The organism is Streptomyces sp. NPDC101234, assembly GCF_044767525.1.
Classification (GTDB): domain Bacteria; phylum Actinomycetota; class Actinomycetes; order Streptomycetales; family Streptomycetaceae; genus Streptomyces; species Streptomyces sasae.
The window spans coordinates 196,232-221,862 of the sequence record NZ_JBIWOA010000014.1 but is presented as its reverse complement, the minus strand read 5'-3'; the positions used below and the strand labels follow the sequence as shown (position 1 = coordinate 221,862).

The following is a 25,631-nucleotide window of genomic DNA, read 5'->3' as shown; positions in this document are numbered from 1 at the left end:
TGCCATGACCGACGCCACCAACCAGCTGCTCCAGCTCGTGCCGAAGGCCGAGGGCAGGCAGTCCATGAAGGACTTCAAGTCCGACCAGGAGGTGCGCTGGTGCCCGGGCTGCGGCGACTACGCGATCCTCGCGGCCGTGCAGGGGTTCATGCCGGAACTGGGGCTGGCGAAGGAGAACATCGTCTTCGTCTCCGGGATCGGCTGCTCCTCCCGCTTCCCGTACTACATGAACACCTACGGGATGCACTCCATCCACGGGCGCGCCCCGGCGATCGCCACCGGGCTGGCGACCAGCAGGCGGGATCTGTCGGTGTGGGTGGTCACCGGTGACGGTGACGCCCTGTCCATCGGCGGCAACCACCTCATCCACGCCCTGCGCCGCAACGTCAACCTGAAGATCCTCCTCTTCAACAACCGCATCTACGGGTTGACGAAGGGGCAGTACTCACCGACCTCCGAGGTCGGGAAAATCACCAAGTCGACACCGATGGGATCGCTGGACGCCCCCTTCAACCCGGTGTCGCTGGCGATCGGCGCGGAGGCGTCCTTCGTCGCCCGCACCATCGACTCCGACCGCAAACACCTGACCGAGGTGCTGCGCCAGGCCGCCGCCCACCCGGGCACGGCCCTGATCGAGATCTACCAGAACTGCAACATCTTCAACGACGGTGCCTTCGACGCGCTCAAGGACAAGCAGACGGCGGAGGAGGCGATGATCCGCCTGGAGCACGGGCAGCCCATCCGCTTCGGCGCCGGCCTCGCCCGCGGTGTCGTACGCGACCGGCTCACCGGCGACCTGAAGGTGGTCGACGTGACACCGGACAACGAGTCCGAGATCGTCGTCCACGACGCCCACTCCCCCTCCCCCACCACGGCGTTCGCGCTGTCCCGGCTGGCGGACCCCGACACCCTGCACAACACGCCCGTCGGCGTCTTCCGCTCGGTGGAACGGCCCGTCTACGACACGCAGATGTCCGAACAGCTCGACACCGCGGTGGAACAGCAGGGCAAGGGCGACCTCGCGGCGCTGCTGGCCGGCGGGGACACCTGGACCGTCGTCGGCTGACCCCGGCAACCACGCGGCAGGGCCCGGACACCACGTCCGGGCCCCGCTTCGCGTTCCGGGCGTGCCCCGTGTCTCAGGCGCGCTTCGCCTCGTCGTAGGCCTCCCGGGCCCGTTCCACGTCCGTCATCCGCCGCTCGGTCCACAGCGCGAGGTCCCGCACCTGACAGGCCGCCTCACGGCCGATGCCGGTGAGGGAGTAGTCGACGCGGGGCGGGATGACCGGCTTGGCGTCGCGGTGGACGAGACCGTCGCGTTCGAGGGTCTGGAGGGTCTGGGTGAGCATCTTCTCGCTGACCCGGCCGATCGCGCGGCGCAGTTCACTGAAGCGGTGGGGGCGGTCGAGCAGCTGGATCAGGACCAGTACGCCCCAGCGGCTGGTGACGTGCTCCAGGACCAGGCGGTACGGGCACATCGCCTCACCGACGACGTAGTTGTTCCACTTCTCGCGCTTGTCGGCCGCCCCGGCATGGGTGTCGGGGCGCTCCTCGACCTCATGGGTACTTACTGGCATGCAAGTACCTTACTTCAAAGTGGGTACTTTCATTCAGTTAGCGCACCTCCTAGGGTTAGTGACATCGGAACCCCACAAGGAGATCGCACACCATGAGCATCGTTGTCACCGGAGCCACCGGACACCTCGGCCGTCACGTCGTGACGCAGTTGCTGGAGAAGGTCCCGGCCGAGCAGATCACCGCCGTCGTGCGCGACGAGACCAAGGCCGCCGACTTCGCCGCGAAGGGCGTGAAGATCGCCGTCGCGAACTACAACGCCCCCGAGACCTTCGACGGCCTGTTCGCCGCCGGCGACAAGGTGCTGCTGATCTCCGGCAACGAGTTCGACAAGGGCCGCCCCGCCCAGCACAAGGTCGTCATCGACGCCGCCAAGGCGGCCGGCGTGGCCCTGCTCGCCTACACCAGCGCCCCGGGCAGCCTGCACGCCTCGCTGGTGGACGACCACCGCGCCACCGAGGAGGCGCTGCTCGCCTCCGGCCTGCCCTACACCCTGCTGCGCAACGGCTGGTACCACGAGAACTACACCGAGAACCTCGCCCCGGTCCTGGAGCACAACGCCGTCGTCGCGGCCGCCGGTGAGGGCCGGGTCTCCTCGGCCTCCCGCGCCGACTACGCGGCCGCCGCGGTCGCCGTGCTGACCGGTGAGGGCCACGAGAACCAGACGTACGAGCTGGGCGGCGACGTCGCCTGGGGCTTCGCCGAGTACGCGGCCGAGATCGCCGCGCAGACCGGCAAGGACATCGCCTACAACTCCGTGCCCGGCGAGGTGCTCCAAGGCATCCTCACCGGCGCCGGCGTCCCCGAGATGTTCGCCGGGATCCTGGTCGAGGTCGACGCGTCGATCGCCAAGGGCGAGCTGGTCGTCGACTCCGGTGACCTCTCCCGGCTGACCGGCCGTCCGACCTCGCCGATCTCCGAGGCCGTCGCCGCCGCGCTCAAGGGCTGACCTGCGCGGACACCCCCACCCCTGTCTGTCATGACCGTATGCCGATACGGCCATGACAGACAGGGGTTCGCGGCGCTACCTTCGTCCCGAAGTGCTGAAACAGGGGACGAGGAGGGCCGATGGCCGACATATCGAAGGTCGAGCAGCGGGCAGGGCTGCTGAACGGCTTCGCGGCCTACGGCATGTGGGGCCTGGTCCCGCTCTTCTGGCCGCTGCTGAAGCCCGCCGGTTCGGTGGAGATCCTGGCCCACCGGATGGTGTGGTCCCTGGCCTTCGTCGCCGTCGCGCTGCTCTTCGTACGACGCTGGGCCTGGGCCGGCGAACTGCTTCGGCAGCCGCGCAGACTGGCTCTGGTGACGGTCGCCGCCGCCGTGATCACCGTCAACTGGGGCGTCTACATCTGGGCCGTGAACGCCGGGCACGTCGTCGAGGCCTCGCTCGGCTACTTCATCAACCCCCTGGTGACCATCGCCATGGGCGTGCTGCTGCTGAAGGAGCGGCTGCGGCCCGCGCAGTGGGCGGCGGTGGGCGTCGGTCTCGCCTCCGTGGTCGTACTGACCGTCGGCTACGGGCAGCCGCCGTGGATCTCCCTCACCCTCGCCTTCTCCTTCGCCACCTACGGACTCGTCAAGAAGAAGGTCAACCTCGGCGGCATCGAGTCACTCGCGGCGGAGACCGCGATCCAGTTCCTGCCCGCGCTCGGCTATCTGCTCTGGCTGACCACCCACGGCGAGTCCAGCTTCCTCGACCACGGCACCGGGCACGCGGCCCTGCTCGCCTCCACCGGCATCGTCACCGCCGTCCCGCTGGTCTGCTTCGGCGCCGCCGCGATCCGCGTCCCGCTCTCCACGCTCGGCCTGCTGCAGTACCTCGCGCCGGTCTTCCAGTTCCTCTGCGGCATCCTCTACTTCCACGAAGCCATGCCCGCTGAGCGCTGGGCCGGTTTCGCGCTGGTCTGGCTCGCCCTCTCCCTGCTCACCTGGGACGCGCTGCGCACCGCCCGCCGGTCGGCGCGTGCCCTGGCGACGGCGCCCGTACCACGTCCGGCCGCGCCCGCCACGGAGACTCCCGCAAGTCAGGTGTGAGGTCCCCGGCCGTCGGCTATAAGTGGGCGGCATGACGCAGACGCCCGCACCCCTGCACTGGAAGCTCGTCATCGACGCCCGCGATCCGCACGCACAGGCCGACTTCTGGGCCGCCGCGCTGCACTACGTGGCCGAGGACAACAGCGTGTTCGTCGAACGCCTGCTGGAGCTGGGCGCGCTGTCCGGCGCGGCCACCGTCGAGTACCACGGCCGTGCCGCCTTCCGTGACCTGATCGCCGTACGGCATCCGGACGATCCGTACGACGAGGAGCGCGGCATGGGCCTCGGGCGGCGGCTGCTGTTCCAGCGGGTGCCTGAGGCCAAGTCCGGCAAGAACCGGCTCCATGTCGACCTGCACGCCGGGGAGGGGCAGCGGGCGGACGAGGTGACACGCCTAGAGGGGCTGGGGGCGGCCGTGGTGCGGCATGTGTCCGAGCCGGCCGGCGCATGGACCGTGATGGCCGACCCGGAGGGCAACGAGTTCTGCGTGCAGTGAGCGCCTAACCGTTCTCGGCCGCGCGGCGGGCGCGTTCCGTGAGGCGGGTCATGCGGGCCCGGGCCGACTCCAGTTCGTCCATGTCACCGGCCGCCGGGCCGTCCTCGGTGGTGAGCTGCGTCCACAGGTCGATCAGGTCGCGGCCGAGCCGCAGCCCGTGCTCCGGGTCGCGCACCGCGCGCCAGGCGGTGGCCGCGCTGCGCACATTGCCGTACGCCCCCTCGCCGTCCCGCGCCTGCCGGCGCTGCCGGGCCAGGTCGAGGGAGAGATGGAAGGCGCGCAGCGGGTCGCCCGCCAGATAGGCGATGTACGCGGTCAGCTCACGCAGGTGCAGCACCTCGGTGTGGCGGTCGCCGAGGACCGCGGACGCCTCGGCGACGGTTCCTTCCGCGAGCTCGGCCGCCGCCTCGATACGGCCCGCCCGGACGGCCTCGTTGATCCGCGCCATCGGCTCGGTGAGCAGCGCGGCCCCCTCCGCCGTCACGGTGACGGGCTCGTCCCCGAGCACCTCCTCGGCGACCGCGTCGAACCCGCGGGCGGGGGTGGGCCTGGGGTCGGGGTCACGGTCGAGGACCGGCTCGTCGGGGGTGACGGGGGCTTGGGCCGGGACTGAGGCCGGAGCCGGGGCCGGGACTGAGGCCGGGATGCTCATGACAGGCGGCGGGCCGAAGACACCGGTGGGCACCTGGACGGTGCCTGGTGCGGGCGGGGCCGGCACGGGCGATACGGGCAGCGGGGCCGGCGGTCCCGGTACGGCCGGGACGGACGAGGCGGGCGGTGCCGGTACGGCCCGCAGGGGGAACGCCGGAGCGGGTTCCTTCGGTTCGGCCGGTGCGGCCATCCGTACCGGGTCACTGGTGAAGGTGCTGGAGCCGTCCAGGTTCACCTGAAGGGAGACGACATAGCCGATGCGGGTGTCGTGGACGGTGGCGAGGACCGGGCGGCCGGTGGTGCGGGCAAGGTGGTGGAGGTGGTTGAGGACCGCGTGCTGGGGTTCCTCACCGGGACCCGTCAGCAGCGGTACGCCGTCCACGGACGCGGCGCGGTCGGCCACCCGGACGTCGACCGGTACCGGGCACCCCGCTTCCTGGACTTCCCGCTGCTCCTTGCTGCTGAGTCGGGACATCGGCCCTCATTCCCCCGGCGTCGCCGTCCGGTCGTACCCGTGCGTACGCCCCAGTCTCTCCGCTCGGCGCGGCTCCCGCGTCACCGCGACGTCACAGCCTCGCACCAGGAACGAAGGAGGGTGAGTCGCAGACCCCCTTGGAGATTTAGTTGCACGCACATATAGTGCATGCGTATTCATTTGCGCACGTCGTTCACCGTGGGGGATTCATGACGCGCCGTTTCCTGTTCGTGCTGGGCAGCGCCCGGACGGACGGCAACACCGAACTCCTGGCCCGCAGAGCCGCCGAGCAACTGCCCGAGGACGTCGAACAGCGGTGGATCAGCCTCGCCGAGTATCCGCTGCCGGACTTCGCCGACCTGCGGCGCGACAGCGACCATGTGCGCGCCCCCTCGCACACCAACGCCGGTCTGCTGCTCGACGCCACGCTCGCGGCGACCGACATCGTGATCGCCTCGCCGGTGTACTGGTACTCGGTCTCCGGCCTCGCCAAGCGCTACCTGGACTACTGGTCGGGCTGGCTGCGCACCCCCGGCGTCGACTTCAAGGCGACCCTGGCCGGGCGCACCCTGTGGGGCGTGGCCGTACTGGCCGACCGCGAGCCGTCGGTCGCCGACCCGTACACCGGCCTCCTGAACAACTCCGCCGCGTACATGGGGATGCGATTCGGCGGGGTGTTGCTGGGCAACGGCAGCGCACGGGGGGACGTACTCAAGGACACCGAGGCGCTGGCGCGGGCCAAGGAGTTCTTCACCCAGGACGCGCCCCTGGCCCGCTTCCCCCACCAGCAGGCCGGCTCCGCTACGCGGTGATGTCCTTCGTCGTGAACCGCGCCCAGGCCGCCGAACCGAACACCGCCGCGTACAGGGCCTGCAGCTCCAGGTTCTTGACCAGGTCGTCCCAGTAGACGGGGTCGCGCATCAGGTCGGCGAAGGACAGCCAGTAGTGGGAGAAGAAATACGGCTGGAGCGCGTGCAGCTGGGGGATCTGGTCGAGGATCTGGACGGTGATGAGCAGACCGACAGTGGTCGCCATCGCCGCGATACCACTGTTGGTGAGGGTGGAGACGAACAGGCCGAGGGCGGCTATGCCCGTCAGGGACGCTGCGACCACCAGGGCGATCAGCAGGGCGCGGCCGAGGCCCTCGGTGAACGAGATCTGGGTGCCCGAGATCGTCGTCAGCCCGCCGAGCGGGAAGAGGAGCGCGCCGACGGCGAGGGCGGAGGCGGCCACCACCAGGGTGGCGAGCAGGCAGAAGGCCATCGTCGTCGCGTACTTGGTGAGCAGCAGGCGGGTGCGGCCCGCGGGGGCGACGAGCAGGTAGCGCAGGGTGCCCGCGTTGGCCTCGCCCGCGATCGCGTCCCCGGCCACCACGCCGACGGCCATCGGCAGGAAGAACGGGAGGGTCGCGGCCAGTGCCGTGAACACCAGGAACAGTCCGTTGTTGGTGATCTGCGAGATGAACGCCGGGCCCCCGCCGCCGCCCCGGCCCGCCTGGCCGTCACCGCTCGTCTCGATCTTCACGGAGATACCGACCAGGATCGGCACCGCCGCCAGCACACCCAGCAGTGCGAGGGTGCGCCAGCGTCGGAGGGTGGTGACCAGTTCGCTGCGCAGCAGACCGAGAGTCCACAGCGGGCTGGGCCGTACGGCCGTTCCTGCTGCTCCTGCCGCTCCTTCTGCGACCGCCACGTCAGCCTGCGACATCGAAGCCCTCCCCGGTCAGCGCCACGAACGCGTCCTCCAGCGAGGCCCGTTCGAGCACGAAGCCCCGGACCCGGACGCCGGCCGCGACGAGCGCCGCGTTCACCTCGGCGAGGTCGCGCTCGGGCGGCTCGCCGGTCACCCGGTCCTCGGCGGCGACGACGTCCGCGACGCCTTGTTCCTTGAGCACCCGGGCCGCCTCCCCGGTGTCCGGGGTGGTGACCACGAGCCGGCCGCGCGCCCCGGCCGCCAGGTCGGCCACCGCGCCCTGGGTGATCAGGCGGCCCTGGGCCATCACGGCCGCGTGGGTGCAGACCTGTTCGATCTCGTCGAGGAGGTGGGAGGAGAGGAAGACGGTGGTGCCGTCCGCGGCCAGCTCCCGCACCAGGGAACGGATCTCCCGCATGCCCTGGGGGTCGAGGCCGTTGGTCGGTTCGTCCAGGACCAGCAGCTTACGGGGCTGGAGCAGTGCGGCGGCCAGGCCCAGGCGCTGCTTCATGCCGAGGGAGTAGGCCCTGGCCTTCTTCGCGGCGGCCGCCGTCAGGCCCACCCTGTCCAGCGCGGTCTCGACGCGGGCGCGCCGGGTGCGCGGGTCGGCGGTCGGGTCGGCGGCGTCGTACCGGAGCAGGTTGTCGCGGCCGGAGAGAAAGCCGTACAGGGCCGGGCCCTCGATGAGGGCGCCGACGTGCGGCAGTACGGCACGGGAGGCGCGCGGCATGGGGCGGCCCAGGACGCGGGCCGTGCCCGAAGTGGGCTCGATCAGGCCCATCAGCATGCGGATGGTGGTGGTCTTGCCGGAGCCGTTGGGGCCGAGGAAGCCGAAGACGCTGCCCGCCGGGACGGTCAGGTCGAGACCGTCCACGGCGAGCTGTCCGCCGCGGTAGCGCTTGGTGAGGCCGCGGGTGTCGATGACGCTCGCGCTCGCCGCTGCGTCGTCCCCGGAGCCCCCGGATTGCTCCGAGTCCCCCGGTTCCTCCGGCTCCCGTTCCGTGGCGGACGGTTGGTCCATCGGCTCCCTCGATTCGTCCTGCGGCAAAGGGTACGTGCGGTACCCGCGCCGCCCTGCGCTACCCCGCGTTCGCCGCCTTGACCAGCGCGGCCTTGTCCACCGCGCCGACGTACACCTTGCCGTTGTCGGTGATCAGGGCGTTGATCAGCCGGGTGGAGAAGACGGTGCCCTTGCCGAACTTGCCGGAGACCGGGTCGCCGAGCGAGCCGAGGATGCCGCTCAGGTCGCCGCTGCCGGAGGCGGAGCCGGTGGGCAGGCCGCCCTTGCTGCCGCTGTCGAGGACGGCTATGGAGTTCCAGCCCTTGCCGAGGACGTCGAAGCCGTCCTTGCCGAGGCCCTTCGCGGAGCCGTGGTCGGGTGCTTCGGAGGGCTTGCCGCCCTTGTCCCACCCATCGGCCTTGCCGTTCCCGCCGGCCTTGCCGGTCTCGTCGCCCTCGGTCACCTTGGCGCCCTTGGGCGGGGTGAACTCGAAGGTCGAAGCTGCCGGCTCGGCGAAGCTGACCTGGGTGTAGCCGGCGTCGATCACGGCCGCACCGCCGCTCGACGGGGTGAGGGTGAACTTCAGCGGGGTGCCGGTCTTGGCGTCCACCGCGATGCTGATCGCGCCGACCGTCGTACCGGACTGCTTGGGCTTGATGACCAGGCGGTAGGCGTCGCGGCCGGCGACCTGGGCGGTGCCGTCGACCGTCACCGAGGTGGTGTCGTCGACCGACTTGAGGATCTCGTCGGCGAAGTCCTTGGGCGTGGCCGGGGGTTCGTGCCGCTCGGCCTTGCCGGAGTCGGCGACGGTGGAGTGGTAGACCTCGTTGGACTTGCTGTCGTAGCCCCACACGTTCGTGCCGTTGTGGATGAGGCTGTACTCGGCGCCGCTCTCCAGCAGCGACACCTTCTGCTTCTCGGGGCCGTCGGCGGCGACGCGCAGCGTGTGCGTGCCGGAGGCCAGCTCGGTGAGCTTGGCCGACGGGTCGGCGGACGAACCGTCGCCGCTGCCCTGCGTCGCGCCGGACAGCAGGCTGCTCTCCAGACCGCCCAGGTCGGGCAGGCCGAGGTCGGTGCTGATCTTCACCGTGCCGGACAGCTGCTGCACGTCCGACTTGGCGATCTTGTTGATGAGTTCCTGAGCGGTGATCTTCGGCAGGTTGGGGTCACCGGAGTCGGCGAGCGCCGGAACCAGGCCGATCGTCGCCGCGGCCACCCCCACTACCGCGACCGGGACGACGTACCGCGCGGCCTTGCGCCGCCGCTCGGCACGCAGCTCGTCGTCGGCCTGCGCGGCCCCCGTGCTGTCGTCGGATTCGTACGGTGCCATGTGTGCCTTACCTCCGTCGTCGGCGGCGGCCGTCCTCGCACGTGTCCCACCCTGAGCCGCCATTCTCACCCGAATCGGTGAGTGGTGGTGATTTCCGTGGTTTCCATCTCACCAAATCCGAGGCTCACAAGCGTCAGACCGGGGAGCCAACTCCACGTACGACTGCGGTATGACACGAGGGTGGAGACGCCCCCTCCGACCCGTAGGGGTCGTGCGGCGAAGGCGCCTCCTGCGGCTCGTCCGTTTGCTCAGTACTGCTGCACGAACACGTAGTCGGCGCGGTACGGAACGGCGGTGACGGCACCCGGGGTGCAGGAACCGGCCGGGGCGACGCCGCCGACGGTGTTCAGGCGCAGGATCTCGCCGGTGTGCGCGAGCAGTCCGTGCTTCTTGCCGGACCGGGTGGCCTTGAGGTCGAGCTCGGGGATGTTGCCGTCACCGTTCGGCGTCTTGGTCAGGACGGCTCCGGTGACCGCACTGCCGTCGGGTGCGTTCCACTGCGGGGTGCCGGAGTTGGGCGCGACGAAGGAGTGCCGGATACCGCCGCCGAGCTTGGCGCTGACGTCACGCTGGGCGAAGGCGTAGCTCCCGTCGGCGGCGGCCTTGCACTCGTAGATCTGCTTGCCCGTGACGACGGAGGCCTGGAAGGCGCCGTCCTTGAGGTCGGAGACGGTGGTGACGGCGTGCAGCTGGCCGCGGACGGCTCCGCCGGGGAACCCGGCGGTGTGCAGGTTGGCGTAGAAGGCACCGGGGTCGGTGGTGAGCTGCTTGAGCAGGGCCTTGTCGGTGACCTTGACGCTGCCGGTGACACTGTGGCCCTTGACCTTCTTCAGCAGCTTCCCGAAGTCGATCTTCACGCCGCCGTTGGTGCCCTTGGCGCCCTGATGGATGTGCAGGTCGGTCGGCCTGCCGGTGCCGCGCCAGGTCACGGCGACGGTCACCTTGTCCCCCTTGACCTGGATGAGCTCCAGCGCCGCGCCGTCCTTGTCCCCGACGGCGGGGCCGCCGGCGACGGGCACCTCGTTTGCGCCGCGCAGGCCGGCGGCGAGAACGACGGAGTCGGTGGAGCTGTGGCCGGCGTAGCTGTGGCCGGTTGCTGCGGATGCCGGGACGGCGACACCGCCGAGAGCGGTCACGGCGATGGCGGCGGCGACGAGGGACCTGCGACGCGTTGCGTTGACGACCATGATTCCGTTTTCTCCCCCTGTGGCAGCCGACGCCCCCTGCGTCGGCCTCTGCGGTGAGATACGGAACAGGTCCCAGATTGGACTCAGTCCAGGAATGTGACGTAGGTCACAAAACGCCCATCGTGTTCCAACTCGGCGAGGCGGGCGGCGGGCGGCGGGCGGCGGGCGGCGGGCGGCGGGCGGCGGGCGGCGGGCGGGATCAGCCTGCCCGGTGCACCACCGCGTCGCACAGTTCCAGGAGCGTCGCCTTCGCGTCGCACTCCGGCAGGGGCGCCAGCGCGGCCCGCGCCTCCTCCGCATAACGGACCGTGTCCCGGCGCGCATGCTCCAGTGCCGGGTGCACCCGCAGCGCCGCCAGGGCCTCCGCGTGCCGCGTGTCGTCCGTGAGGTCGGAGTCCAGCAGCTCGCACAGCGCGATGTCCTCGGCCAGCCCCAGCCGCGCCGCCTGCTCCCGCAGCCGTAGCACCGGAAGCGTGGGGACGCCCTCACGGAGGTCCGTGCCCGGGGTCTTGCCGGACTCGTGGGAGTCGGAGGCGATGTCCAGGACGTCGTCGGCGAGCTGGAAGGCGACGCCGAGTCGTTCGCCGTACTGGGTGAGGACGTCCACGACCGTCTCGTCGGCTCCGGACATCATCGCGCCGAAGCGGCAGGAGACCGCCACCAGCGAGCCGGTCTTGCCGCCTAGCACGTCGAGGTAGTGGTCGACCGGATCCCGGCCGTCCGACGGGCCGGCCGTCTCCAGGATCTGGCCGGTCACCAGCCGTTCGAACGCGAGGGCCTGGACCCGGACCGCCTCGGGCCCGAGGTCGGCGAGGATCTGCGAGGCCCGGGCGAAGAGGAAGTCACCGGTGAGGACGGCGACCGAGTTGCCCCAGCGCGTGTTGGCGCTGTCGACACCACGCCGCACGGAGGCCTCGTCCATGACATCGTCGTGGTACAGCGTGGCCAGGTGGGTGAGCTCGACGACGACGGCCGACGGCACGACGCCCTGCGCGTACGGGTCGCCGAACTGCGCGGCGAGCATCACGAGCAGCGGCCGGAACCGCTTCCCGCCGGCCCGCACGAGGTGCTGCGCGGCCTCCGTGATGAACGGGACCTCACTTTTGGTGGCTTCTAGCAAGCCTTCCTCGACAGCCGTCAATCCGGCCTGGACATCGGCTTCCAGAGCCTGGTCCCGCACGCTCAGCCCGAACGGCCCGACGGTCACGAGGGGTCTCCTGTCTGCTGGTGTCCACTGGCGCTTACACGGTTTGTCGATAGGTCGCTGCCATCACTCAAGTCAGCGTATCCGGTCAGGTTTCGATCACCGATAGCGCCCACGGTTACACCCCGGGCGCTATCGGATCACGACCGGTATGTTTCTGATCATCCGATATGACATGACATCCACTGACTTAACAGGAAGTGCTGATAGTTGTCTCGAACCGAGGCATAGGCCGTGTCCCGATCCGGTACCGGATCCGGCACCGGCACCGGCACCGGCAGGGGCACATGACACCCATCCGCACGTCCTTCCTCTACGGGATCACACACAACGACCTCCGCCCCCATTGGCCGACGGAACCTCGCCCCTACGCGCGCATGGCGCGCACGGACGGAGGAATCCGCATCCGCTCCGCTCCAGCACCTCCCCCGCCGACTCGCCGAGCACCGAGAGCCCCGCGGACGGGAGCACGGCCGCCGAGCGGCCGCCGGCACACCGGTCGCGCATCGGTGGCGCGACAGGACTGCCGGCATCCCCCGGGAAGGCCGCACCCCCTCCGGATTGCGGCGCCGACACCCGAAGCGGTCGAGCCCGTCGAGACGGTCGCCGCAGGCCGGTCCACGGGCGACCGCCATGAGAACGACCCGCACGACGACGGAGGTTCCGCCCTCACGGTGGACTTGCGAGGACGGGCAGCCACCCCGCCCGGCGGCCGTGCGAACGGAGGGGTCGACGAGCCCAGCCCCGAACGTGACCAGAATCACGCACGCATTCGAACTCCCTACACCCTTCCGGACCTTGGCCCCATCAGCCACCCCGAGAGCCGGCGCGGCCGAAGCCGTCGGGCCGGGCGACACGCGCGCGCACCGGAGAGCACGGTGTTCACGGAGGACGCGCTGGAGACGTAAGCGATCGACGAACGGCCATTCGTCACCGATCCGCACCCGAGCGAGGCGACCCACTCATCCCCATTGGTCCGAAATTCACCTTAAAATGACAATTCGGACAATAGGTGAACTCTCCCGCATCGCGGGCCACTTCGACACCCCGAGCGGGGTGACCCGCAGAGGGCGCGACAGGGATGACGGCGGGGCGCTTTTCTGTTGATGTCTGGAAAAACGGATTTCCAGAATCCGTCATGTCTGATTTGCCGTAATTGCGATTTAGTGAAGTGGGTCACGTGGGCCCAATGCCGCAGATATCGCAACTCGCCCCTTTCTTTCCTTCCCCCGTGGGTGAGTTGAGGCTTGGCAGCCGCAAAGGATCAAGCACCCCATACGCCTCAGAGGGAGGTCAATGGGTGTGTTGTGTGATTCCAGGGCTTGTTTCGGACATGTGCTCTCGCATACGTTCCGGCTCGCCGGGCGGACGCCTAATCCTGCCGCCGCCCGTCGTAACCCATCGACGAGTTCATTCGTACGGCAGGAGCGGGGGAACCAGGTAAGTCGCCGGACCGGGCGGCCGACGTCACTGACAGACGTCGTTCCGGAACGGCTAGGGGTGAAGTCGCATCGCCTTCGGGCGGCGCGGCCGGGCACTCCCCGAGCCCGAACCCGACAGCTCACCTCGCAGGCGACGGAGAGGAACTTCGACATGCCTGCTGCCGCCCAGTCCCGCCGCACCCGCATTGCCCGCACGCTCACCGTCGTGGGCACCGGCGCCGCCGTGCTCGCCCTCCCGCTCATGGGTGCGACCGCCGCCTCCGCCACCACCGCAACCTCCGGCACGACGGCCTCGACGACACTCGCCGGGTACCCGAACAACCTCGACGGCTGGATCCGCGAGTCGCTCGCGATCATGGCCGAGAAGCACATCCCCGGCTCCTACAACGGCATCTACCGCAACGTGATCCGCGAGTCGTCCGGCAACCCGCAGGCCATCAACCTCTGGGACTCCAACGCGGCCAAGGGCATCCCGTCCAAGGGCCTGCTCCAGGTGATCGACCCGACCTTCAACGCCTACCACGTGGCGGGCACGTCGTACGACATCTACGACCCGGTCGCGAACATCACCGCCGCCTGCAACTACGCCGCCGCGCGGTACGGCTCGATCGACAACGTCAACGGCGCCTACTGATCGAGGCCGAAGGGCCGCCGACGGCTCACGGCGGCTCGTTCGACGGCTCAATGGCCGTGAACGGCCTTACGGAAACAGTCTTTCGAGGACGACGGCGATGCCGTCGTCCTCGTTCGACAAGGTGATCTCATCGGCCACGGCCTTGAGTTCGGGGTGGGCGTTGGCCATCGCCACCCCGTAGGACGCCCAGTCGAACATGGGGATGTCGTTGGGCATGTCACCGAAGGCAAGGGCCTGTTGGGGGCTCAGCCCCAGCTGGTCGGCGGCCAGTGCGAGCCCGGTCGCCTTGGTCACCCCGCACGGCTGGAGCTCCACGGTTCCCGGCCCCGACATGGTGACCGTCGCCAGTGACCCCACCACCGAGCGCGCGGTCGTCGCCAGTTCGTCGTCGGACAGGGTGTGGTGGCGCAGCAGCACTTTGCTGATGGGCGCGCACCACAGGTCGTCACGCCGGTCGACGCGCAGCGCGGGCAGCGTGGGGTGGGGCATCAGATAGCCCGGCTCGATGAGCGTGAGCCCGTCCACGCCGTCCTGGTCGACGGCCGCGTACACCTGGCCGACCTCGGCCTCGATCTTGCCGAGCGCGGTCTCCGCCAGCTCCCGGTCCAGGGTGACCGACCACAGCAGCCGGTCAGCTCCGGCGTCGTACAGCTGCGCGCCCTGGCCGCAGACCGCGAGTCCCGTGCAGCCGAGGTCGTCGAGAAGCGGGCGCACTCTCGGCGCGGGGCGGCCGGTCACCACAAGGTGCCGGGCGCCGGCCCGGCCGGCCCGCGCGAGCGCCGCGAGCGACCGTTCCGAGAGGGTGTCGTCGCCGCGCAGCAGCGTGCCGTCCAGGTCGGTGGCGATCAGTGAGTACGGGGAGGGAGCGACCATGATCAGAGAATACGGACAGCACGCCCCTGGGACTCACTGTGCGTTTCAGCCTCAAGTGGCGCCCGCTGCTTCGGTGATGGGGATGTTGTCAGTGGGGCGCGTTACGTTTTCGGTGAGTTGATTGCACCGATCTGACGGGGGCGTGCGTGGTGACGGACGAGCGGGAGGACTTCCGGGCGCATCTGCTGGAGGCGGCGACCGGTGTGCTGGAGCGGTTCCCGCAGGAGCTGCGGTCCGAGATCTACGCGCTGTCGTTCCGTATCTGGCGTGTCGACGACGACTACCGCAGACCGTATGTGGCGATCGGCTACAACACCGAGACCCAGTACGAGGCCGAACTGTCTCCCGAGGATCCGGGCGAGGCCCGCTGGAACTACGCGTGCTGGCTCCTCGACGGCTTCGAGATGCTCGGCAACTGTCCCGAGGACCCGGTCGGCGGCACGCTGTACACCGAGGAGGTCCGGCGGCTCGGACTCTGGTTCGACGGGGACGGCGACGACGCCGAACTGGACGTCAGGACCGACCTGTTGGTGCTCCACTTCGCGGACACGTGCATACAGCTGGCCCGGGACCTGCACACCGGGGGCCGGATCGAGAGCGCCCTCGGGCGGCCGCTGCCGGTGGTGGTCTTCGACATGTACCGCCCGGGCTGGGAGGTCGAGGCCACGGAGGCGGCCAATCCGCCCGAGCCGATCGAGGAGTTCGTGGCCTGGCAGCGGGCGGCCGAGGAGGCCTAGGGAAAGCGCAGGGGCCGGGTGGCGGCCCGGCCCGGGGCGTCAGGCGTGGGCTGCCGCCAGGTGCTTGGCCAGGCGCGGTGAGGCGAACTCCGTACCGCACACGAACCGCATCACCGGACCGTACGACGCCGCCGCCGGCAGGCCGGTGAAGTACAGGCCGGGCACGGAGGAGACGTATCCGGCACCGAGTTTCGGGGCGCCGCGGCTGACCGCGACGCGGGTGCGCAGTTCGGGGCCGAGGAAGTCCATCGCCGCAATGTCGACGCGGTAGCCGGTGGCGGCGATGACATGGTCGGCGGTGAGGCGGTCGGTGCCGCCGTCGTGAGTGCGGACGGTGAGGACCGGGGCGCCGTCAAAGATGTCGGCGCCGGTCACGGCGGCGACCTCGTGCACCTGGACCTTGCCTTCGAAGCGGTCGCGCAGCCACCAGGCGCCGAGCGGGCCGAGGACCCGGCGGACCAGGTAGTGGCGGGTCTTTGCCGGGAGGTAGCGGTAGGGGTGCGGGTAGTAGCTGAGCGCCCACAGTGACCAGGCCCGGCCGAACGGCGACTCCGGGCGCAGCTTCGGCTGGTCCCAGGGCGGTGCGCCGAAGGCGACCTTGCCACGCCCGCGCGAGACCACCCGGACCTGGGCGCCCGCCTCGGCCGCCAGGGCTGCCGTCTCCAGCGCGGACTGCCCGGCGCCGACGACGATCAGTTCCCGGCCGGAGAAGCGGGTGAGGTCGTGGTGCTGGGAGCAGTGCGAGACCGGCCCCGCGGGGCCGTCCACCGCCGCCTTGCCGAGCTCCGCGGGGAGGCGGGCGAGACCCGACAGGCCGGTGGCGACGACGACCGCGCGGGCGGTGAACAACTCCCCCGAGTCCAGCTTGAGTTCGAAGCCGGTCGGCTTGTGCCGGCCGACGGAGACCACCCGGACCCGTTCCAGCTCGGGCACCAGCTTCTGCTGGTACCACTCGCCGTAGCCGATGAAGGTCTCCACCGGAATGATGTCCTCGTCGGTCACCAGTCTGCGGATGCCCGCCGCGTCGCAGTAGTCGGCGAGGGTGTGCCCGCGCTGCGGGCAGTCGAGGCTGGAGGCGGCCGGGGTGGACTTCAGGATCATCCCGGCGGGCATGTGGTCGCGCCAGCTGACCATGGGGTCGCCGAAGACCCGGACGGGGATGCCGCGCGCCCTCAGATGGGCGGCGGTGGACAGGCCGAAGGGTCCGGCACCTATGACTGCCACCGGTTCGATCACGAAGTCCCTCCCCAGGACGTGATGCCTACTTCGTGGAGGTGCTGGAGCCGCGGCGGTTGGTGCGCCACAGCTGGTAGAGGTGCTTCGCACCCGGACGCACGAAACGGGCGAGCATCGTGACGAACGGCAGCGGGTCGTCACCCGCGAGCCAGGCCAGCTCGGTCCCGCTCGGCCGCCGCGGCGCGTGCGGTGTCGTATAGCCGCTGCGGCGGTAGGCGAGGAGGGCGGGCAGGTCGATGTTCTCCACGACGTACCGGTGGCCGGCGCGCTGTTCCCCCTCCGGAACGCGGCGCCCGGTCAGGTCCAGGTGCATGGCGCGGACGACGTCCACCCCCGACTCGCTCTCGAAGAGCCGGAACTGGGCGCCCATGCGCGGGTTGAAGTCGAGCAGCTTGTACTGCCCGTCGCGCCGGTCGAAGCGCAGATCGAGGTCGATGATGCCGGTGAAGCCGATCTGTTTGATGAAACGTGCGGCGAGGTCGGCGAGTTCCGGGTTGTCGACGACGTATGCGTTCGCGGTCATGCCCGCGTGCGGCGGCCAGGAACGCACCTTGACGCCGGTGAACAGGGCGCGCGGGGTGGAGTCGGCGTCGAAGTAGGCGTGCACGATCCAGTCCTCGGCCTCCTCCCTCGGCAGGTACTCCTGGAGGATGACACCCGGATGGGTGCCCCAGTCACGGGCGAGCGTGAGCAGACCCTCGCGGGTGGCGATCCGCGTCGTGCCGTTGACGGCGGGCTGTTTGCGCCGGACGAACGCCTCACGGTTCTTGGCCACGATCGGGAAGCGGGCCTTCTCCGCGAAGTCGACGATCTCGTCGTACGACTCCGGGAAGGCCGCCGACGGGCTGGGGATGCCGTGCTCGACGCACAGTTCGTGCAGGCCCTGCTTGCTCGCCAGGCGGCGGGGCAGTTCCGGCTCCACGCGCGGGAAGAGGAAACGGTCGCCGAGCGCGTCCTGATGCTCGGCGATCAGGACGGCGGCCTCCTCGTCGGTGGGGATCAGCACGGTCGGACGGCCGATGCGGCGGCCGATCCGCAGCAGTCCCTCGACCAGGTGATCCGGTTCCTCGGCGCCTGTTGTCGGCCACACGAACGCCCGTTTGAGATAACGGGACGAGGCCGCCGGTGTGTACGGATCCTCCGTGATCGCGTACATGGGAATGCCCAGACGGCCCAGGCTGCGAATCGCGCCGACCCCGCCGTGGTGCAGCGGATAGTCGCCGAATTTGACGATCAGGCCGGGCACGTCGCGGTCCGCCTCGAACGGCACGCTGACGGTGTTCCTGGCCACGGGTCCCCCCACGTGTCCCCCTCTACGGACCGGACCCACCCCGTCCGTGTCCCCCAAAGGACGCTAAGCCGGAATTGCCCCCTCCGACAAGGCCTATTCGGACATTGCGAACTCTTTAGACACTGCCACGACAGCCAACTCACCCGTAACGTGTGGCGCGACCACATGGAACGCCGCGCAACGCCATGGCAATGCCGCCACATGGGCGGCCCTGCGCGGCACGGATGAGAGCGAGGCAGCCACCCCATGCCCCCCTTGCCCCCCTTCGAGGTCCCCGAGGACGACCCCTTCGGCCCGCACAACCTTCCGTATGGCGTGTTCTCGACCTCCGAGAGCACCGACCGGAGGGTCGGCGTCCGCCTCGGCGACCACATCCTCGACGCCGGCGCCGCAGCCCTCTCGCTCGGCTCCCCGTACGCCTCCCTGCTGGCCCGGCCCACCCTCAACCCGCTGCTGGCCGCGGGCCGCACCACCTGGTCGGACGTACGGCGTGCCCTGACCGCCTGGGTGACGGTGCCCGCGCACCGCGAGGCCCTCGAGCCCCTCTTCCACCCGCTGTCGTCGGTGGCCCTGCACCTCCCCTTCGAGGTCGCCGACTACGTCGACTTCTACGCCTCCGAGAACCACGCCCGGAACGCCGGCCGCATCTTCCGCCCCGACGCCGCCGAACCGCTCACCCCCAACTGGAAGCATCTGCCGATCGGCTACCACGGCCGCGCGGGCACGGTCGTGGTGTCGGGCACGGACGTCGTACGGCCGTCGGGGCAGCGCAAGGCGCCCTCGGATCCGGCGCCGGTGTTCGGCCCGTCGGCGCGGCTGGACATCGAGGCCGAGGTCGGCTTCGTCGTGGGCACGCCGTCGCAGCAGGGGCGGCCGGTCGCACTCGGCGACTTCAGGGATCACGTCTTCGGGCTCACGCTCCTGAACGACTGGTCCGCGCGGGACATTCAGGCCTGGGAGTACGTCCCCCTCGGCCCGTTCCTCGGCAAGTCGTTCGCCACCTCGGTCTCGGCGTGGGTCACCCCGCTGGAGGCGCTGGAGGACGCGCGGGTCGCCCCGCCGAAGCGGACCCACCCGCTGCTGCCGTACCTCGACGACTCGGCGGAGGAGCCCTCGGGTTACGACCTGCGGATGTCGATCGCGATCAACGGTGAGGTGGTGTCCGAGCCGCCGTTCTCCACCATGTACTGGACCGCCGCCCAGCAACTCGCCCACATGACCGTCAACGGCGCCTCGCTGCGCACCGGCGACCTGTACGGCTCCGGCACGGTGAGCGGCGCGGAGCCCGGACAGCGCGGGTCGCTGCTGGAGCTGACCTGGAACGGGCGGGATCCCCTCGAACTCCCTAACGGGAAGCGGGCCTACCTGGAGGACGACGACGTGGTGACGCTGTCGGCGTGGGCACCGGGGCCGGGCGGGAGCCGGGTGGGACTCGGCGAGGTCAGCGGGCGGATCGTGGCGGGGTGACGACGGTGGGATCCAGGGCCGAGGAGGTGCACGCGACGGTACGACAGTCGTTGCGGAGGCAGGGACGGGCGAGTTCGCCGGGGCCGGAGGACAAGGGCGCCCGGATCGTCGTCGACACCTGACTCACAGCGCCCCGCGCCGTCATACTGACGGGACACGCACCATGCGATGTGCCCGCACGCGCACCGCGTGATGCGTCGGCGCCCGCACCTTCTGGCGCAACGGCGCATCACCCCGCACCACGCATCGCCCGCACGCCTCTCCGATCAGGAAACGGAGCCCCGGCATGACCGTCTGCCTGCTCCTGCTGAGCGCCGTCGCTCTGACGGCCGCGGTGCCCGCGCCGCGTGCGCTGGTGCGTGCCCTGTGGCCCGAGCGGGAACCGGTGGTCGCGCTGTGGGTGTGGCAGTGTCTGGTCGCGACCGTGCTGATGTGCTGCCTGGCCGCGCTGGTCCTGGGCGCGGCAGCCGTCTTCCACACCGTGCGCGACCGGGTGTTCGCGCCGGCGCCGCCGGCGGTCACCGCCGCGTACGACCTCTCCGTCGCACCCGCCTGGGCGGTCGCCCTCACGGTCCTGCTGGCCTGCGGGGCCGCATGGACGACGGCGATGCTCGCCCGGGAACTGGTCGAGGCCCGGCGGCGCCGCGACCGGACCCGCGCCCACCTGCGTGAGCGGGCACCGGAGCTGCCGGCCGGGCTGCCGGCGACCCGCGGGCCCATGCTGGTACTGGAGGACGAGTACCCGGACGCCTGGTGGATGCCCGGACACCCTCCGCAGCTGGTCGTGACGACGGGGGCGCTGCACCGCCTCACCGACCACCAGCTCGACGCCGTGCTCACCCACGAGCGGGGCCACGCCCGTGCTCACCACAACTGGCTGCTCCACCTGTCCACCGCACTGGCCACCGGCTTTCCGCGCGTGCCGCTCTTCTCCCACTTCTGCGACCAGACCCATCGGCTCGTCGAACTCGCCGCGGACGACACGGCATCCCGGCGCTGCGGCCACCTCACGACCGCACTGGCCCTGATCGAACTGAACCAGCACCGCGGTGTGCTGTCCTGTGCGTCGAGCCGCCGGCTGCTCGGTGAGCGGGTCGACCGACTGCTGGAGCCGCCACCACGACTGCTGCGCCACCAGCGGGCCCTGACGACGACGGTGGCCGCGCTGGTGCCCCTGCTGCCGCTGCTGATCACGTTCGCGCCGGGACTGACGGCGCTCGGCTAGACCCCTCCCGGCTCGCAGGCGGCGGGCCGGAGGGCCGACTGCGTAATTGTTCAACTCCGGTCGAAGGCAGGGGGATAGCCTCGGCACTGCCATCGTCCGACGGGGAGGGGTAGCGGATGCACGGGCAGGAGTGGGCCGAGCACGCGGGGGAGCTGTTCGAAGCGGCGATGTTCGGCGGGGACACCTCTGCGCTGAACCGGTCCGATGATGTGCTGGACGCGGTCGAGGCGCCGCTTTCCATGGCGCGGGGCAAGGTACTGCACGTGCGCTTCCTGAACGACCGCGAAGAGAACAGCCGGGAACTGACCCTGTTCGAACACGCGGCCGAGTTGTACCGGCGGCTGGGCGACGTGTCGGGCGAGGCGGACGCCCTGTTCTGGATCGGCTGCTGGCACCAGGTGGTGAAGGGCGACGGCCCCACCGGCAGGCCGTACTTCGAGCGGTCGTACGCGCTGGCGAAATCCGTCGACGACCGGAGGACGATGTCCTACGCGGTACGCCATCTCGGTTTCGCCGACAAGGACGCGGGCGACTTCGATCAGGCCCGTGAGCGGTTGACCGAGTCGGTGTCGTTGCGCCGGGAGATCGGCTTCAGGCCCGGGGAAGCGGCCGGCCTGGTGGCCCTGGCCTACCTCGCGGCCGAGACCGGGAACCTACCGACGGCACTCCACCACCTCGACGAGGCCCAAGCGGTCGCCGAGAGCTGCGGCGCCAAGGCGGTGTCGGGGTGGATCGAGCAGGCCCGCACGTTCATGCGCTCCTAGCCCCGCCTGCGGGCAAGGCCCCGGCCACGACAACTCGATCGCCACACGGACCGAGCACGAACATCCGAAACCGGCTCCCGTGACAGACCGCGGGGGCGCGGGTGAACAAACCCGCCCCCGGTGGCAGATCTTCCCCGCACCGCCCCGAAGCCCCAGCTCAGCTGCTTGTCCGACGAAGCCTCAAGTGGCGCAACAATCCCGCAACACCCCATTCCCTACCCCATGGGTATGGTTCGAGCCATGCCAGCCGCCGACCGCATCCGAGACCACGCCGGACAGGGCGCCGCCACCACGGTCGCCGCCCACCGGACGCGTCGCCGGCTGCGCGCGGACCAGGCCCGGCAGCTCGCCGACCTCCTGCGCCACCAGATCCTCACCGGCGCCTGCCCGGACGGCACCCTCCCCCACGAAACCAACCTCGCCACCGACTACCGCGCCTCCCGCAACACCGTCCGCCAAGCCCTGGACCTGCTACGGGCCGAAGGTCTGGTGGACCGGCTGCCCGGCGTGGGCACCGTGGTCGTCGCCCGGAAATACCCCCACGGGCTCGACCGTCTGATGGGCCTCGCGGAAACCCTCCACGAACACGGCCAGGTCACCAACGAGGTCCGCACCATGGGCCCCGCCCCGGCGCCCACCCCTGTCGCCGAACGCCTCCGCGTCCCGTCCGGCGCGGACGTCCTCTACATCGAACGCCTGCGCCGCCTGAACGGCCTCCCGCTCTCCCTCGACCTCACCTACGTCCCCCTCGACATCGGCACCGCTCTCCTCGGCGCCGACCTGGAGAACAACGACGTCTTCAGGCTCCTGGAGTCGATCACCGGACAGCCCCTGGGCCACGCCGAGATCACCCTGGAAGCGGTGAACGCGGACGCCCACTCCGCCGCCGTACTCCAAGCCCCACGGGGCGCGGCCGTCCTGATGCTGGAACGACTCACGCACCTCGCCGACGGCCGGCCCGTCGACCTGGAGTTCATCCGCTTCCGCGGCGACCGCATCACCATGAGCGGCCTGCTGCACCGCTCCCTCTGACCTCTGCTGACCCGTTTCCTGGAGACAGCCATGCCCTTGGCGCCCCAGCGGGCCGACGTGCCCGTGACCATCGACGAGTCGAAGTGCATCGACGGCTGCACCCTCTGCGTGGACATGTGCCCGCTGGACTCCCTCGCCATCGACGAGAGCAACGGCAAGGCCTACATGCACGTCGACGAATGCTGGTACTGCGGCCCGTGCGCGGCCCGCTGTCCCACCGGAGCCGTCACGGTCAACATGCCCTATCTGCTCCGGTGAGAGGCCCACAACTCCCATGAAACGCACGGCAATCGCCGCATCCGCAGCTCTCCTCCTGCTGTCCCTGTCCGCCTGCGGCGGCAGCGCCCAGGCAGGGGACGGCAACACGGTCACCATCACCGTCGGCTACCAGTCCAAGACCATCAACACCGTCACGGCAGGCACCCTGCTGTGCTCCCTCGGCTACTTCGAGAAGCAGCTCAACGCCCTCCACGACGGTCACACCTACAAGGTCGACTGGCAGGACTACGCCACGGGCGCCCCGATCACCGCCCAGATGACCGCCGGGAAGATCGACATCGGCTCCATGGGCGACTTCCCACTGCTGCTCAACGCCGCCCGCGGCAGACAGCTCGGCCAGCCGACCCATCTGGTCTCCGTCACCGGCTACAACCTGCGCGGCGGCCTGAACACCGTGGTCACCGCGTCCGACTCCAAGCTCACCTCGCTGGCGGACCTGAAGGGCAAGAAGGTCTCGACGAGCATCGGCTCCGCCGCCGACGGCACCCTCGTCCGCGCCCTCCAGCGTGCCGGCATCGATCCGGACAAGGGCATCTCCAAGCTCAACCAGCAGCCCGCGGTGGGCGCGTCGGCGCTGTCGGCGGGCAGCGTGGACGCACTGTCGCAGTTCGTGGCCTGGCCGGGTCTGCTCGCCTATCAGGGCAAGGCGAAGGCGCTGTACGACGGCGCCCAGCTGAACCTGCCCACCTTCCACGGTGTCACCGCCCGCGAGGCCTTCGCCAAACAGCGGCCCGCCGTCCTGGGGGCCTTCCTCAAGGCGCAGGCGGAGGCCACCGACTACCTGAACGCCCACCCGGTGACAGCTGCCGAGAAGGTCGCCGAGGCCACCGGGCTGCCCGCCGAGGTCGTCTACCTCTACAACGGCGCCCATGGCATCGCCACCTTCGACCCCGCCGTCAAGCCCGCGCTCGTCTCCGCACTCAAGCAGGACGTGTCGGTCCTGAAGGCCGCCAAGCTGACCGGCGATGTCGACGTGGACTCGTTCGTCGACGACCAGTACGTGAAGAGGGCCCTGGGCAGCTCCGGCTACGCCAAGCGGCTCGCCGCCTCGCCGGCGGCGTCCGCGAGCGAGGTGTGGCCCAAGGGGAGCGAGAAGACGACGAGCTTCAGCTCGCCCAAGGAACTGCTCGCGTTCGTCGCCGAGCACACCGGCGACGTGCGCGCCGCGTATGTACCCGACGCCACCACCGGCACGCTCTGGTTCGCCGACAAGGCGGTGTGGGTGGCCGATGGTGGGCAGTTGCTGCCGTTCGTGACTCGGGCGACCGCGCAGGCGTACGTCGGCGCCCACGCCGGCGCGCAAGTCGTCAGCTACGCCGACGCGCTGCGACGGGCGTCGTGAGCCGGTATGTCCTGCGGGTGGCTTCGCTGGCCGCCGCCCTCGGGGCATGGCAGTTGCTGACCAGCCTGAAGGTAGACCTGTGGCTGCGCTTCTCGCAGTTCCCAACGGTCATCGACGTCGCCCGTGCCTTCGCCGGCCGGGTGTCCGGCAGCGACTACTGGACTGACCTCACCGACAGCGTCACCCGCATCCTCACCGGTTTCGCGCTGGCTGCCGTTCTGGGTGTGGCGACAGGCGTGCTCGTGGCCCGCTCGCGCCTCGCCGAGGATCTGCTCGGCCCGGTCCTGGAGGTGATCCGGCCGATCCCGGCGATCGCTCTCGTGCCTGTCGCGATCCTCCTGTTCCCGTCCGATGAACAGGGCATCGTCTTCATCACCTGCACAGCGGCCTTCTTCCCGGTGATGGTCTCCACCCGGCACGCGGTGCGTGCTCTCACCCCCGTGTGGGAGGAGGCGGTGCTCACCATGGGCGGTGGCCGGTGGCGGATCCTGGGGTCGGTCGTGCTGCCGGGGGCGCTGCCGGGCATCTTCGGCGGCCTGTCGGTCGGTATCGGTGTCTCGTGGATCTGTGTGATCTCCGCCGAGATGATCTCCGGCCAGTACGGCGTCGGTTACCGCACCTGGCAGGACTACACGATCGTCAATTACCCGGGGGTGTTCGTCGGGATGGTGACGATCGGTGTGCTCGGCTGGGTCACCTCCACGGCTGTGGAGCTTCTCGGCCGGTGGCTGACCCGGTGGCTGCCCCGCACGTCGTACGTCCCCGGCGGTCGGGCCCGCCCTGTGGTGCCCGGCGTCGCCGCCCCGGTCGCAGTAAGTGCCGAGGGCGAGTCCCAGAAGCAGTCCGATGCCCAGCAGCAGAGCCGCGGTGGCACCGAGCAGGAGGCGCGCGATGAGCATTTCGTCTGAGGTCGCCGCACCGGAGATCGCTCGCGGCGCCCGGCTCACGCTCGGTGAGGCCGTGCTCGGCCGTGCGGACGCGCCGGTGCTGCACGATGTGGTGCTGGACGTGCGGCCGGGCGAGATCCTGACCGTTGTCGGCCCGTCGGGGTGCGGCAAGTCGACGTTGCTGCGGACGTTCGCCGGGCTGTTGTCCCCGTTGGCGGGGTCGGTGGAGCAGGACGGGAGCCCGTTGACGGGGCCGTCGGCCGATCGGGCGCTGGTCTTCCAGGAGGATGCGCTGCTGCCCTGGCGGACGTTGCGCGGCAATGTCGAACTGCCGCTCGCGATCAGGGGAGTTGCGCGTTCCGAGCGTCGTTCCCAGGCCGGGTCCTGGCTGGATCGGGTCGGGCTGGCCGCGCAGGCCGGGCAGTTGCCGCACCGGGTGTCCGGCGGGCAGCGCCAGCGCGCGCAGCTGGCCCGGGCGCTGGCCGGTTCACCGCGGGCGGTGCTCATGGACGAGCCGTTCGGGGCGCTGGACGCCCAGACCCGTTCCGGCATGCAGGACCTGTTGGTGGAGGTGTTGCGCGGTACGGGTGCGACCGTCGTCTTCGTCACCCATGACGTGGACGAGGCGCTCTTCCTCGGCGACCGGGTCGCCCTGCTCGCCGCCGGCCGGGTGGCGTCCGTGCGGGATGTTCCGCGTCCGCGTGAGCGCTGTGCCCTCGACGACCCGGCCCGCGTGGCCCTGCGCCGCGCCGTCCTCTCCTCGCTCGGCATCTGAAAG

At 70.4% G+C, this 25,631-nt stretch carries 26 protein-coding genes and 1 riboswitch; of the genes, 16 read left to right on the top strand and 10 right to left on the bottom strand.

Going from position 1 to position 25,631, the window contains the following annotated elements:
• Nucleotides 1–4: 4 nt before the first annotated feature.
• Nucleotides 5–1,066: a 2-oxoacid:ferredoxin oxidoreductase subunit beta gene (locus tag ACIRR9_RS26180; protein WP_403756373.1), complete on the top strand. Its 1,062-nt coding sequence runs from the start codon at nt 5–7 to the stop codon at nt 1,064–1,066.
• A gap of 73 nt (nt 1,067–1,139) precedes the next feature.
• Here ACIRR9_RS26180 and ACIRR9_RS26175 read toward each other — a convergent pair whose 3' ends face one another.
• The gene (locus ACIRR9_RS26175) at nt 1,140–1,478 is read right to left on the bottom strand and encodes a winged helix-turn-helix transcriptional regulator (RefSeq protein WP_403756370.1); all 339 of its coding nucleotides are present in this window, start codon (nt 1,476–1,478) and stop codon (nt 1,140–1,142) included.
• 191 nt (nt 1,479–1,669) lie between these two features.
• Between ACIRR9_RS26175 and ACIRR9_RS26170 the strand changes: the two genes are divergently transcribed.
• From ACIRR9_RS26170 to ACIRR9_RS26160, 3 genes are all read left to right on the top strand, one after another.
• A complete protein-coding gene (locus ACIRR9_RS26170) occupies nt 1,670–2,524 on the top strand; it encodes an SDR family oxidoreductase (RefSeq protein ID WP_403756236.1) in 855 nt (284 codons plus the stop codon).
• A 119-nt stretch (nt 2,525–2,643) separates the two neighbouring features.
• Nucleotides 2,644–3,609, top strand: a complete 966-nt coding sequence (gene rarD, locus ACIRR9_RS26165) for an EamA family transporter RarD (protein WP_403756233.1) — start codon at nt 2,644–2,646, stop codon at nt 3,607–3,609.
• Between the two features lie 31 nt (nt 3,610–3,640).
• A complete protein-coding gene (locus ACIRR9_RS26160; RefSeq protein ID WP_403756230.1) occupies nt 3,641–4,105 on the top strand; it encodes a VOC family protein in 465 nt (154 codons plus the stop codon).
• 4 nt (nt 4,106–4,109) lie between these two features.
• On the opposite strand, the gene ACIRR9_RS26155 is transcribed toward ACIRR9_RS26160, so the two are convergent.
• Complete coding sequence (locus tag ACIRR9_RS26155; protein ID WP_403756228.1) at nt 4,110–5,231, bottom strand: tetratricopeptide repeat protein; 1,122 nt, start codon at nt 5,229–5,231, stop codon at nt 4,110–4,112.
• A 209-nt stretch (nt 5,232–5,440) separates the two neighbouring features.
• On the opposite strand from ACIRR9_RS26155, the gene ACIRR9_RS26150 reads away from it, so the two are divergent.
• Nucleotides 5,441–6,043 carry a flavodoxin family protein gene (locus ACIRR9_RS26150; RefSeq protein WP_403756225.1) on the top strand — a complete coding sequence of 201 codons (603 nt, stop codon included), beginning with the start codon at nt 5,441–5,443 and terminating at the stop codon, nt 6,041–6,043.
• Here ACIRR9_RS26150 and ACIRR9_RS26145 read toward each other — a convergent pair.
• From ACIRR9_RS26145 to ACIRR9_RS26125, 5 genes are all read right to left on the bottom strand, one after another.
• The gene (locus ACIRR9_RS26145) at nt 6,033–6,938 is read right to left on the bottom strand and encodes an ABC transporter permease (RefSeq protein ID WP_403756223.1); all 906 of its coding nucleotides are present in this window, start codon (nt 6,936–6,938) and stop codon (nt 6,033–6,035) included. The genes ACIRR9_RS26150 and ACIRR9_RS26145 overlap by 11 nt on opposite strands.
• Nucleotides 6,925–7,944, bottom strand: a complete 1,020-nt coding sequence (locus tag ACIRR9_RS26140) for an ABC transporter ATP-binding protein (RefSeq protein WP_403756220.1) — start codon at nt 7,942–7,944, stop codon at nt 6,925–6,927. Before ACIRR9_RS26140 ends, ACIRR9_RS26145 begins: the two co-directional genes overlap by 14 nt.
• Nucleotides 7,945–8,002: 58 nt before the next feature.
• The gene (locus tag ACIRR9_RS26135; protein WP_403756218.1) at nt 8,003–9,253 is read right to left on the bottom strand and encodes an outer membrane lipoprotein carrier protein LolA; all 1,251 of its coding nucleotides are present in this window, start codon (nt 9,251–9,253) and stop codon (nt 8,003–8,005) included.
• A gap of 248 nt (nt 9,254–9,501) precedes the next feature.
• Nucleotides 9,502–10,440 carry a CHRD domain-containing protein gene (locus ACIRR9_RS26130; RefSeq protein ID WP_403756215.1) on the bottom strand — a complete coding sequence of 313 codons (939 nt, stop codon included), beginning with the start codon at nt 10,438–10,440 and terminating at the stop codon, nt 9,502–9,504.
• A 199-nt stretch (nt 10,441–10,639) separates the two neighbouring features.
• Nucleotides 10,640–11,647 (bottom strand): polyprenyl synthetase family protein, encoded by a 1,008-nt coding sequence (locus ACIRR9_RS26125; protein WP_403756212.1) that lies wholly within the window; start codon nt 11,645–11,647, stop codon nt 10,640–10,642.
• A 1,389-nt stretch (nt 11,648–13,036) separates the two neighbouring features.
• Nucleotides 13,037–13,232, top strand: a riboswitch (cyclic di-AMP (ydaO/yuaA leader).
• Nucleotides 13,233–13,237: 5 nt separating this feature from the next.
• Here ACIRR9_RS26125 and ACIRR9_RS26120 point away from each other — a divergent pair.
• On the top strand, nt 13,238–13,720 hold the full coding sequence (locus tag ACIRR9_RS26120; protein WP_403756209.1) for a transglycosylase SLT domain-containing protein: 483 nt from the start codon (nt 13,238–13,240) through the stop codon (nt 13,718–13,720).
• 66 nt (nt 13,721–13,786) lie between these two features.
• Here ACIRR9_RS26120 and ACIRR9_RS26115 read toward each other — a convergent pair whose 3' ends face one another.
• The gene (locus tag ACIRR9_RS26115; protein WP_403756206.1) at nt 13,787–14,593 is read right to left on the bottom strand and encodes an HAD family hydrolase; all 807 of its coding nucleotides are present in this window, start codon (nt 14,591–14,593) and stop codon (nt 13,787–13,789) included.
• Between the two features lie 146 nt (nt 14,594–14,739).
• Between ACIRR9_RS26115 and ACIRR9_RS26110 the strand changes: the two genes are divergently transcribed.
• On the top strand, nt 14,740–15,330 hold the full coding sequence (locus ACIRR9_RS26110; protein WP_403756203.1) for a hypothetical protein: 591 nt from the start codon (nt 14,740–14,742) through the stop codon (nt 15,328–15,330).
• Nucleotides 15,331–15,369: 39 nt separating this feature from the next.
• Here ACIRR9_RS26110 and ACIRR9_RS26105 read toward each other — a convergent pair whose 3' ends face one another.
• Complete coding sequence (locus ACIRR9_RS26105) at nt 15,370–16,566, bottom strand: FAD-dependent oxidoreductase (RefSeq protein ID WP_403756201.1); 1,197 nt, start codon at nt 16,564–16,566, stop codon at nt 15,370–15,372.
• Between the two features lie 25 nt (nt 16,567–16,591).
• Nucleotides 16,592–17,836 carry an ATP-grasp domain-containing protein gene (locus ACIRR9_RS26100; RefSeq protein ID WP_123981528.1) on the bottom strand — a complete coding sequence of 415 codons (1,245 nt, stop codon included), beginning with the start codon at nt 17,834–17,836 and terminating at the stop codon, nt 16,592–16,594.
• 276 nt (nt 17,837–18,112) lie between these two features.
• Here ACIRR9_RS26100 and fahA point away from each other — a divergent pair, with 276 nt between their 5' ends.
• The 9 genes from fahA (at nt 18,113) to ACIRR9_RS26055 (ending at nt 25,628) form a co-directional block, all read left to right on the top strand.
• The gene (fahA, locus tag ACIRR9_RS26095; protein WP_403756367.1) at nt 18,113–19,324 is read left to right on the top strand and encodes a fumarylacetoacetase; all 1,212 of its coding nucleotides are present in this window, start codon (nt 18,113–18,115) and stop codon (nt 19,322–19,324) included.
• On the top strand, nt 19,321–19,446 hold the full coding sequence (locus ACIRR9_RS26090) for a hypothetical protein (RefSeq protein WP_403756198.1): 126 nt from the start codon (nt 19,321–19,323) through the stop codon (nt 19,444–19,446). The genes fahA and ACIRR9_RS26090 overlap by 4 nt, the downstream gene beginning before the upstream one ends.
• A 164-nt stretch (nt 19,447–19,610) precedes the next feature.
• Nucleotides 19,611–20,549 carry a M56 family metallopeptidase gene (locus tag ACIRR9_RS26085; RefSeq protein WP_403756195.1) on the top strand — a complete coding sequence of 313 codons (939 nt, stop codon included), beginning with the start codon at nt 19,611–19,613 and terminating at the stop codon, nt 20,547–20,549.
• Nucleotides 20,550–20,665: 116 nt separating this feature from the next.
• Nucleotides 20,666–21,313, top strand: coding sequence for a tetratricopeptide repeat protein (locus ACIRR9_RS26080; RefSeq protein ID WP_403756192.1), 648 nt, complete (start codon nt 20,666–20,668; stop codon nt 21,311–21,313).
• Between the two features lie 240 nt (nt 21,314–21,553).
• Nucleotides 21,554–22,345: a GntR family transcriptional regulator gene (locus tag ACIRR9_RS26075; protein WP_365335865.1), complete on the top strand. Its 792-nt coding sequence runs from the start codon at nt 21,554–21,556 to the stop codon at nt 22,343–22,345.
• 30 nt (nt 22,346–22,375) lie between these two features.
• Complete coding sequence (locus tag ACIRR9_RS26070; RefSeq protein ID WP_010986276.1) at nt 22,376–22,603, top strand: ferredoxin family protein; 228 nt, start codon at nt 22,376–22,378, stop codon at nt 22,601–22,603.
• Between the two features lie 16 nt (nt 22,604–22,619).
• Nucleotides 22,620–23,966, top strand: a complete 1,347-nt coding sequence (locus ACIRR9_RS26065; RefSeq protein ID WP_403756187.1) for an ABC transporter substrate-binding protein — start codon at nt 22,620–22,622, stop codon at nt 23,964–23,966.
• A complete protein-coding gene (locus tag ACIRR9_RS26060) occupies nt 23,963–24,874 on the top strand; it encodes an ABC transporter permease (RefSeq protein ID WP_403756184.1) in 912 nt (303 codons plus the stop codon). Before ACIRR9_RS26065 ends, ACIRR9_RS26060 begins: the two co-directional genes overlap by 4 nt.
• Entirely contained in the window at nt 24,858–25,628 is a 771-nt protein-coding gene (locus ACIRR9_RS26055; protein ID WP_403756181.1) for an ABC transporter ATP-binding protein, read from the top strand. The genes ACIRR9_RS26060 and ACIRR9_RS26055 overlap by 17 nt, the downstream gene beginning before the upstream one ends.
• Nucleotides 25,629–25,631: the final 3 nt, after the last annotated feature.

Excerpts from the sequence above, each read along its gene's own strand:
- ACIRR9_RS26170 (WP_403756236.1), top strand. The coding sequence starts at position 1,670 with ATGAGCATCGTTGTCACCGGAGCCACCGGACACCTCGGCCGTCACGTC.
- rarD (WP_403756233.1), top strand. The coding sequence starts at position 2,644 with ATGGCCGACATATCGAAGGTCGAGCAGCGGGCAGGGCTGCTGAACGGC.
- ACIRR9_RS26075 (WP_365335865.1), top strand. The coding sequence starts at position 21,554 with ATGCCAGCCGCCGACCGCATCCGAGACCACGCCGGACAGGGCGCCGCC.
- ACIRR9_RS26180 (WP_403756373.1), top strand. The coding sequence starts at position 5 with ATGACCGACGCCACCAACCAGCTGCTCCAGCTCGTGCCGAAGGCCGAG.
- ACIRR9_RS26135 (WP_403756218.1), bottom strand. The coding sequence starts at position 9,253 with ATGGCACCGTACGAATCCGACGACAGCACGGGGGCCGCGCAGGCCGAC.
- ACIRR9_RS26115 (WP_403756206.1), bottom strand. The coding sequence starts at position 14,593 with ATGGTCGCTCCCTCCCCGTACTCACTGATCGCCACCGACCTGGACGGC.
- ACIRR9_RS26085 (WP_403756195.1), top strand. The coding sequence starts at position 19,611 with ATGACCGTCTGCCTGCTCCTGCTGAGCGCCGTCGCTCTGACGGCCGCG.
- ACIRR9_RS26120 (WP_403756209.1), top strand. The coding sequence starts at position 13,238 with ATGCCTGCTGCCGCCCAGTCCCGCCGCACCCGCATTGCCCGCACGCTC.
- ACIRR9_RS26055 (WP_403756181.1), top strand. The coding sequence starts at position 24,858 with ATGAGCATTTCGTCTGAGGTCGCCGCACCGGAGATCGCTCGCGGCGCC.
- ACIRR9_RS26155 (WP_403756228.1), bottom strand. The coding sequence starts at position 5,231 with ATGTCCCGACTCAGCAGCAAGGAGCAGCGGGAAGTCCAGGAAGCGGGG.
- ACIRR9_RS26080 (WP_403756192.1), top strand. The coding sequence starts at position 20,666 with ATGCACGGGCAGGAGTGGGCCGAGCACGCGGGGGAGCTGTTCGAAGCG.
- ACIRR9_RS26070 (WP_010986276.1), top strand. The coding sequence starts at position 22,376 with ATGCCCTTGGCGCCCCAGCGGGCCGACGTGCCCGTGACCATCGACGAG.
- ACIRR9_RS26130 (WP_403756215.1), bottom strand. The coding sequence starts at position 10,440 with ATGGTCGTCAACGCAACGCGTCGCAGGTCCCTCGTCGCCGCCGCCATC.
- ACIRR9_RS26160 (WP_403756230.1), top strand. The coding sequence starts at position 3,641 with ATGACGCAGACGCCCGCACCCCTGCACTGGAAGCTCGTCATCGACGCC.
- ACIRR9_RS26145 (WP_403756223.1), bottom strand. The coding sequence starts at position 6,938 with ATGTCGCAGGCTGACGTGGCGGTCGCAGAAGGAGCGGCAGGAGCAGCA.
- ACIRR9_RS26175 (WP_403756370.1), bottom strand. The coding sequence starts at position 1,478 with ATGTGCCCGTACCGCCTGGTCCTGGAGCACGTCACCAGCCGCTGGGGC.
- ACIRR9_RS26140 (WP_403756220.1), bottom strand. The coding sequence starts at position 7,944 with ATGGACCAACCGTCCGCCACGGAACGGGAGCCGGAGGAACCGGGGGAC.
- ACIRR9_RS26150 (WP_403756225.1), top strand. The coding sequence starts at position 5,441 with ATGACGCGCCGTTTCCTGTTCGTGCTGGGCAGCGCCCGGACGGACGGC.
- ACIRR9_RS26065 (WP_403756187.1), top strand. The coding sequence starts at position 22,620 with ATGAAACGCACGGCAATCGCCGCATCCGCAGCTCTCCTCCTGCTGTCC.